We start from the raw sequence: 8,066 nt of genomic DNA, 5'->3' as shown, positions 1-8,066 counted from the left end.
CTGTATCCTCCCGCACGTCTATATCTAACTGATTATAAAATTGCCATTCACCTTCGACGGAAATGTCATATCCTAAATGAACATGACCTACGCCTTCGTGAAAGTCTACTGTTAATTCATGAGTATTCACGGCCATGTGCAAATCACCATACGGTGTTTCATACACGGATTCGCGCTCTTCACCACGGACATATTGATGACGCATATTAACAGCCCCTGTTCGAAGCAATACAATAGAGTCATCATGGATTTTAATGGTCGTCTTTACCCCATCTAAGCCAGTCACACTAGATTCTTCGTAACGCACATACTGGGCATTACCCTTTTCATGTGATGTACCTGGGGAAATCAGTTCCACTACGGTATCCTTGCCGTCCATATCTCGTTGTACACTTTTTACGGACACTAGAACCCGCTTCATTTTTCAACCTCCATGGCAGTAATTAATCATCATATTATACCATAATCAAAGACTATTTTGCACCCTCAATGAGTCGCAATTTCTTAGTCTTTGTCATCTGTTTTATGGCATATTCTCTACGTTGTGCATCTTGTTTATTGTGAAAGCTTTCAGAATACACCAATGTAACAGGACGTCGCCCTCTTGTATACTTAGCACCGCCTGGAATAAGCCCATTATGAGCCTCTATACGGCGCTCAATATCGGTGGTCCACCCACAATACAAGGAATCATCTGCGCAACGCACCAAGTACACATAGTGCCGCTCTTCAGACTTAGCCTCCTTATTTGCCATTTTTCGCATCATCAGTAATCGGTTCCAATGTAATGGTATTGATGATTACTGGTTCTACAGGCTTATCATTGCGACCAGTTTTTACTTTGCCAATTTTTTCAACTACATCCATACCTTGTACTACGGTACCAAAGATAGTGTGTTTGTTATCTAACCAATCTGTAGGTCCCAAGGTAATGAAGAATTGAGAACCCCCTGTATTAGGACCACGGTTCGCCATAGCAAGGACGCCCATTTTATTGAAGTGTAAATCATTGGAGAACTCATCAGGAATGGTATAACCAGGGCCACCAGCACCTGTACCATCTGGATCCCCACCTTGAATCATAAAGCCTTCAATAACGCGGTGGAATGTGACACCATTATAGAAACCTTTTTTCACTAAATAATCAAAGTTTTTTACCGTAATAGGCGCTTTAGACCCTAGCAAACGAACTTTGAATTGACCATAATTTGTATCAAAAATAGCATACTCATCAGCGATTGGCGCATTAGAGAAATTAGGCATAGTTACAGATTCTGCCTTTACAGTATTACCTTGTGGTTGCTCCCCACTTTTTGTACCACAAGCTGCTGTACCAAGCATTGTAATCCCCAACATTGCGCATAAAGCCAAGCGTTTCCAGTTCATAGTTCCCCCAATATATTGTTTATACTAACATGTATGTAAAATTCACATAGAAAAGCCGCTCAACCCGTGAGCGGCTCTTTTTTAGTATATCATGTTTTAGAGAAAATTTGGTTTAAATAATTATTAAATTTACCAATTTATATAACCTTATACTTTCAGTTATAGATCAGTCATTATTTACCATCAAATTGTTCTGGATTTTTAGTCTACAATGAGGACATTAGAACTCAATCAATCCACTTGAAATGCTTACACGCATTATAAATACCATCCTTATCACAGTCGGTAGTGATATAATCGGCTTTTTCTTTCAATTCAGCACGTGCATTCCCCATGGCAATATTAAGCCATTCTGGCCTAAACATAGATAAATCATTATATCCATCACCAAATACTACGGCTTGATTAGGTTTCATACCAAAATGATCAAGCATATTGCGAATACCCAAAGCTTTTTCCATTGGTTCATATAAAACACAGCCATCGCCATAACGAATGAGCTTATGCGTCATATGCTCAATTTCTTTTTCCTCTTCTTCCCCTTCTTTAAAGAACACATAAATCTTATAAAACTCTTCTACATTATGAAAGTCAAAATTAGGATCTACTGTCGTTTTAAAAACATCCCAATTCGGATGCCAATCTAATATTTCCTTATACGGCGTAATTCGGCCTAATTTATTCCGATCTGTTACAGCCCAAGGAATATTATGGGACTCTAAATATTCCAAATAGTTAATGCATGCATCACGATCCATGCCAATCATGGACACTAGTTCATTATTAACAGTAACACTATGTCCGCCATCTGCCACAAAATCTGTAAGCCCCGCTTGTTCCGCAAAACGCTTTGCATCTACTTGGATACGGCCTGTTGCTAGTGCCACCCTATGACCACGGCGCTTTAATTCATCTAAGCTATATTGAGCACTGTCAGGAATTTTACCTTCCGGCCACACAGCTAAGGTATTGTCTATATCGAAAAAGAAAAATTTCTGTTCCACAGGCCCTCCTAATCACGTCCGCTCATTAACTTAAATCGCTCTTTCTGCTCTACATCAGGATATTTTTCTTGATCCACATCACTCAAAAACATATCTAGTGGTCGTACATATAAGTCACGTTGATCATATAATTTTTGATACACTACGAACTGTTCACTCGTTTCCGAATGAGTTGCAACATCTAACACATAATAGTACATGCCTTTAAAATGACGATATAAGCCACCCTTTACAATTTTTCGCATTTATAACCTCATCACATAACATACACAAACGGTTACAAATTATATTAATCAAGAGATTCCATATATTGAATAGCCTTAGTCAACATATCTGCAGTAATTTTGTACGGAGATACATCAATATCATGAACAGATGTAGCCTTTTCAACAATTTGAGGAATATGCGATGCAGTAAGACCTAACTGTGAAAGTTTAGTAGGCCAACCTAATTCGCGGTATATTGGCAACCACCGTTGTAATTCATCCATTTGTTGGTCAACGGTTAACAAAATAAGTAAGCCATATGCTACTATTTCACCATGCAAATGGTTTTCTTCTGTTTCTTTATTAGTAACACAGCCATAACATACAGCATGAGCCATATTACTATTATATGCCATAGGAACACAACCCGATACAATACCGGTAGTAAAGATAACAGTCATAGCAATGGTATCAAATGCATCACTACGTTTTTTAGCTTGACTGTCTTTATAGGCTTGTATACCATGTACTAAAATTGGTTCACTACACATAGAAGCTAGAGTAAGGCCTAACTGAGTATTATAATCTTGCTCACGATTGCGAGCAGAAAGATGAGTTTCATAGTGTTTTGCAATAGTATCTCCCATTCCCGCCCACAAGTAACGGCTTGGCGCTTCTACGAGAATATCAGCATCAATAAAGCAGTGCACAGGAGGATGATTTACAAAGGCTACGTCATCAAAAGTATGCTCTGCAGTGTATACAGCTGCTACTTCTGACGTTGCAGCACAAGTAGAGGCAATGGTCGGAATTGTAAAGAATGGTTTATCATCTAACTCTAGAGCTACTACTTTTACCGTATCCATGGCCTTACCACCACCAACAGCAAATATAAAGTCCGCATCTTTTACAGAAGCCATTTGTGCAATTTCCTTACCTCGAGCGAAAGTACACTCTCCACCAAAGTGAATAATATCTAGCACTTTAATCCCTGCTTTATCAAGCACTGGACGAATGTGTGGCAAAGCTTTAGAAAGAGCTGTCTCACCACCGATGATAGCTACAGACTTACCATATAATTTTGTAAATTTGGGAATAGCGTCAAACACCTCATGACCGCCAAAACTATAACTAGGTAAACAATGAGTACTACGCATAAAATCTTCCTTCCTTCATTATCTATATTCTTATTATACTTATTATAGAAACTTCTACTCACAAAATCAATTTTATATGACAACCCTTAAGACACAAAAAAGTTCTATACTTTCACCAAAAACGAAAGTATAGAACCTTTAATGCTATTATTTATTTTCGGACACGAGCCCTTTATGGATAAGACCTACAATAAAACCGAGTATTGCAAAGCTCACCCAGCCCATCCCAGCAGCCTGGAATGGAATGTATTGAGTAAAGAGCTGTTCCAATGCAGCAGGTGCAATACCTGCCGTTTCAAGACCAGTCATAAGAGCAGAGATCATTGTGAAAGCCATTGTCCATGCGTATACGCAACGACGACCACCGAACACATTGTGAAGAAGTGCCAACAAGATGATTACAATCGTTAACGGATACAAGAGCATCAACACTGGAATCGCTGCACTGATGATTGTTTTCAAACCGAACATGCTAAGACCAAATGCTGCTACGGAGAAGATTACTACATATAATTTATAGCTAATCTTCGGTGTCAACTTGTGGAAGTACGTACCACAAGAAGTGATAAGACCGATACTTGTAGACAAGCAAGCTAGAAGAACGATGATAGCCAAGATAATTTGACCGAATTCACCGAACAAGTAGTTAGCACTTACGGACAACACAGGAGCACCTGTATCAAACAAACCAAAACGTTCAACACTAGTAGCACCAATGTTAGCGATAAATACATAAACAATACCGAGAAGACCTACAGCAATAGCGCCTACTTCCATTACTGTTTTTGTAATAACCGCACGAGATGTAGCGCCGCTAAGACGAACAAAGTCGATTACAAGAATAGCAAATACTACGGAAGCCAACGCATCCATCGTATTATAGCCGTCCAAGAATCCTTGCAACACAGCTGTAGGTGCATCACCATAAGCTGGTTGTGGCACTGCATAGCCGCCTAGCGGAGTCATAAAGGATTTAATAATTAACAACAGAATTACAAGTAGTAATGCTGGTGTCAAAATATTACCGATACGATTAACAAGCTTTTGTGGACTAATGGATAACCACAAAGAAACACCAAAGAATAATGCCAAGAAAATTGGTTCCATATTCATGCTTAAACCTTCTGTGAAAGGTTTAATTGCAATTTCATAAGCTACAGTACCAGTACGTGGCGTCGCAAACATTGGACCGATACTCAAGTAAAGAGAAATTGTGTACAACAAGCCATAAATCGGATGAACACGGCTCGCAAGTTCTTCAACATCTTTACAGGAGGAGTACCCCATCGCTGCAACACCTAATAGTGGAAGGCCTACACCTGTTAATATGAAGCCGAGCAAAGCCCAACCTACGTTATCACCAGAATGTTGACCTAAGGCCGCTGGGAAGATCAAGTTCCCTGCCCCAAAGAATAGGGCGAATAACATCATGCCTATAGCCCAATAGGCACGGGCAGATAATTTATCATTACCATTCATAAACGTAACCCCCTTCAGGTTATATATAAAAATAATATTACTATTATAATCCTAATGAGGATATGTATGCAATAAAAATATCCTTGTTATGATATATCAGCATAATATTATTCCTATAAGTAAAGGAAATTAAACATCCGCCTTTTTAATGTGAACTTGCACATCATAGAATGTGCTACCCCAACCTTGATCCGTAGGTCTATCTGCTGTAAGCGCATTGATAGCTACATTTGGATCACTAGATTGTGATTGCCACCACACACCAAGTGTTACTAATGTACCTCGTTGTACCTCTTCATCATAGTAAGCTCTAATTTTTACACTACCACGATTATTATAGATTTCCACTTCATCCCTATCATTAATGTTATATACCTTTGCATCTTCAGGGTTGATACGAAGTTTCATAAGCTCAGGATCATCAAACTCGAGTTCACAGAAGCTAGAATCTAAAATACGAATATCGTTCCCTATGATGAGCCAGAATGGTGCATTATCTCCATATGGCGGCAAATAACGAATTAATGGTTCCACATTATTTGCATTATATAGCTCTATTTTTCCAGATGGCGTTTTAAAATCTAATTTATAATTTTCAGGCAATGTCATCTCTACAGGTTCACCTTGTAAGATTACATCTTGATCGACCTCAGATATACGACTAGATGTACGAACAATTTGTTCTATTAACTCCCGTTCACTAAGGTTAAAGAATTCATCTTGAAGCCCCATTCGTTTAGCTAGCTCAGAAATCACTTGCCAATTGGATCGAGATTCACCAACAGGATCGATTAATTTATAGCCAGTTCCGATGGTATAGTGCCCATAAGAGTTATATATATCATCATGTTCTACAGATGTAGTGGCCGGTAAAATAATATCCGCATATTTACATGTGTCGGTAAAGAATCGTTCATGAACAACCGTAAATAAATCATCTCTCATCAAGCCTTTTCGCACTACATTTTGATCAGGTGCTGTTATAGCCGGATTACTAGAGAATACATAGAGACTATGCACAGCTGTACCTGATGGGTTTGTAAGCATTTCACCTAGTTTAATCATAGGCATCAATCGCTTTGCTGGTGCATCCACATGAGCCTGTTGCATCACTTCTTTGCCCACAAACTTACTACCACTAGCACTCGATAATAAGCCACCGCCTAAATGTTGCCAAGCTCCAACTACAGCAGGTAATGCATTAATAGCACGACAGTTCATAGCACCATTCCCATAGCGTGACAACCCACTGCCAAGACGTATAAATGGAGCCTTAGCGTTAGCGTATGCATGAGCAAACTCGGTCATACGCTCTACGGAAACGCCACAAAGCTCAGATGCTTTTTCCGGTGTAAAATCAAGCAACACATCGTTTACAAGCTCATCATAACCTTGTACATGTTTCTTAATAAAATCTATATCTGCTAATCCATCTCGATGAATAATATGAAGCATACCTAACGCTAAGGCGACATCACTACCAGGTTTTACGTAAATATGTTCATGAGCTTGATTAAAGGTATATGTTTTATGAGTATCTATAATCCAAACTCGAGCGCCATTCTTTTTGGCTATATTTACATCATGTAAGATATGAACATCGGTAGCAGTCGCATTAATGCCCCATAAAACAATTAAATCGCTATGTTGTGCCTCTTGCGGCTTAATAGCTAATGTATCACCGTAAACTGAGCGGAAACCTGCCTGCTTAGCGGGAGAGCAAATACCACGGTCTTGATCTGTCGCCCCAATACGGCGGAAAAAGTAATCTGCTGCTGGGCTTTGAATCACACCCATCGTACCTGCATAGGAGTAGCGCAAAATACTTTCACCACCATAAGTACTAATGGTGTCTTTAAAATTATTAACAATGATATCTAATGCCTCATCCCAGCTGATACGCACATATTGATCTTCTCCAATACCTTTCTTGCCAACCCGTTTCATTGGGTACTGTAAACGCAACGGAGAATGAACTACTCGTTCATAATGCGCCATCTTAGGGCATAATGTACCTCTTGTAAAAGCATGATCTTTGTTACCACGAACAGATACTACTCTATTATTCTCTACCGATACGATTAGACCACATGCATCTGGACAGTCATACGGACATACTGATTTGTATTCTTTCAAAATAAGCACCTCGCTTATCAATTATATAAACTATAGGATGTATATTTATATTATATTACAGCATCCTTTGTATAAGTGTAACCTTTAATACATTTTCTAACTTTGTAAAGATTAAGAATACTGCATATATTGCATAACAATACATTCAGTTATCACAATACGTTAATATACTCATCAATATTTTTTATATATAATACTGAACATTTCAAGTTTTATCGATATTTATCCATTCTCATTCTTACTCAAAGCCTAAACAGATATACTAATAAGCTCTATAAAAATACTGCAAATCTATAAAAAAATTATGCAATCATAACTAAAAGTCATAACCATATAGTTTTAGGTATAATCAGTTGTTTCAGTAACTGCCCTAGGAATATGTGACAAACATCACCGGTACGTATGCGTATTTAGTAATGTGTTTCAGACTGTAAGACTATTCAATCTCACATCTTTCTGTGCTATACTGACATTGTCATTTGAGAGGATATAGAGCTCATAAGAAATCATCTTAATTTCATGATATCTAAATTTGGAGTTGCTATATCAGGTACATATTTTCTGAAAAGAGGTTTTAACGATGGCAGACGCAAAAAACACTGTGTTATTCCCTTATGAAACATTGAAAAAATTAAGCATGGACGCTTTCCAAAAATTCGGTTTCTCCGAAAAAGAAGCTGACATCATCCAAGACGTAC

8 protein-coding genes and 1 pseudogene are annotated in these 8,066 nt (G+C 38.4%); 1 reads left to right on the top strand and 8 read right to left on the bottom strand.

Going from position 1 to position 8,066, the window contains the following annotated elements; all coding sequences use genetic code 11:
• From QZ055_RS06760 to QZ055_RS06725, 8 genes are all read right to left on the bottom strand, one after another.
• Window positions 1-421, bottom strand: a 421-nt coding sequence (locus QZ055_RS06760; RefSeq protein ID WP_295825503.1) for a DUF1934 domain-containing protein, incomplete at its 3' end; no start/stop codon positions are given.
• Window positions 422-473: 52 nt separating this feature from the next.
• Complete coding sequence (locus tag QZ055_RS06755; RefSeq protein WP_295825500.1) at window positions 474-755, bottom strand: GIY-YIG nuclease family protein; 282 nt, start codon at window positions 753-755, stop codon at window positions 474-476.
• A complete protein-coding gene (locus QZ055_RS06750) occupies window positions 745-1,386 on the bottom strand; it encodes a peptidylprolyl isomerase (RefSeq protein WP_105089769.1) in 642 nt (213 codons plus the stop codon). The genes QZ055_RS06755 and QZ055_RS06750 overlap by 11 nt, the downstream gene beginning before the upstream one ends.
• Before the next feature lie 227 nt (window positions 1,387-1,613).
• Window positions 1,614-2,390, bottom strand: a complete 777-nt coding sequence (locus QZ055_RS06745; protein ID WP_005385327.1) for an HAD family hydrolase — start codon at window positions 2,388-2,390, stop codon at window positions 1,614-1,616.
• An 8-nt stretch (window positions 2,391-2,398) separates the two neighbouring features.
• Window positions 2,399-2,635, bottom strand: a complete 237-nt coding sequence (locus tag QZ055_RS06740) for a DUF1653 domain-containing protein (protein WP_005385326.1) — start codon at window positions 2,633-2,635, stop codon at window positions 2,399-2,401.
• Window positions 2,636-2,679: 44 nt separating this feature from the next.
• The gene (locus QZ055_RS06735; protein ID WP_295825499.1) at window positions 2,680-3,753 is read right to left on the bottom strand and encodes an iron-containing alcohol dehydrogenase family protein; all 1,074 of its coding nucleotides are present in this window, start codon (window positions 3,751-3,753) and stop codon (window positions 2,680-2,682) included.
• 147 nt (window positions 3,754-3,900) lie between these two features.
• Window positions 3,901-5,232: a branched-chain amino acid transport system II carrier protein gene (gene brnQ / locus QZ055_RS06730; protein ID WP_295825497.1), complete on the bottom strand. Its 1,332-nt coding sequence runs from the start codon at window positions 5,230-5,232 to the stop codon at window positions 3,901-3,903.
• 129 nt (window positions 5,233-5,361) lie between these two features.
• Window positions 5,362-7,368, bottom strand: a complete 2,007-nt coding sequence (locus QZ055_RS06725; protein ID WP_295825495.1) for a molybdopterin-dependent oxidoreductase — start codon at window positions 7,366-7,368, stop codon at window positions 5,362-5,364.
• A gap of 580 nt (window positions 7,369-7,948) precedes the next feature.
• On the opposite strand from QZ055_RS06725, the pseudogene QZ055_RS09430 reads away from it, so the two are divergent.
• Window positions 7,949-8,066, top strand: a pseudogene (locus tag QZ055_RS09430) (Ldh family oxidoreductase); the annotation flags it as partial.

This window comes from uncultured Veillonella sp. (assembly GCF_905209685.1).
Classification (GTDB): Bacteria; Bacillota; Negativicutes; order Veillonellales; family Veillonellaceae; genus Veillonella.
The sequence above is the reverse complement of the archived record's forward strand: the minus strand, read 5'-3'. Positions and strand labels throughout refer to the sequence as shown.

Coding starts and splice junctions, on each gene's coding strand:
- QZ055_RS06755 (WP_295825500.1), bottom strand. CDS start 755: ATGGCAAATAAGGAGGCTAAGTCTGAAGAGCGGCACTATGTGTACTTG.
- QZ055_RS06750 (WP_105089769.1), bottom strand. CDS start 1,386: ATGAACTGGAAACGCTTGGCTTTATGCGCAATGTTGGGGATTACAATG.
- QZ055_RS06740 (WP_005385326.1), bottom strand. CDS start 2,635: ATGCGAAAAATTGTAAAGGGTGGCTTATATCGTCATTTTAAAGGCATG.
- QZ055_RS06735 (WP_295825499.1), bottom strand. CDS start 3,753: ATGCGTAGTACTCATTGTTTACCTAGTTATAGTTTTGGCGGTCATGAG.
- brnQ (WP_295825497.1), bottom strand. CDS start 5,232: ATGAATGGTAATGATAAATTATCTGCCCGTGCCTATTGGGCTATAGGC.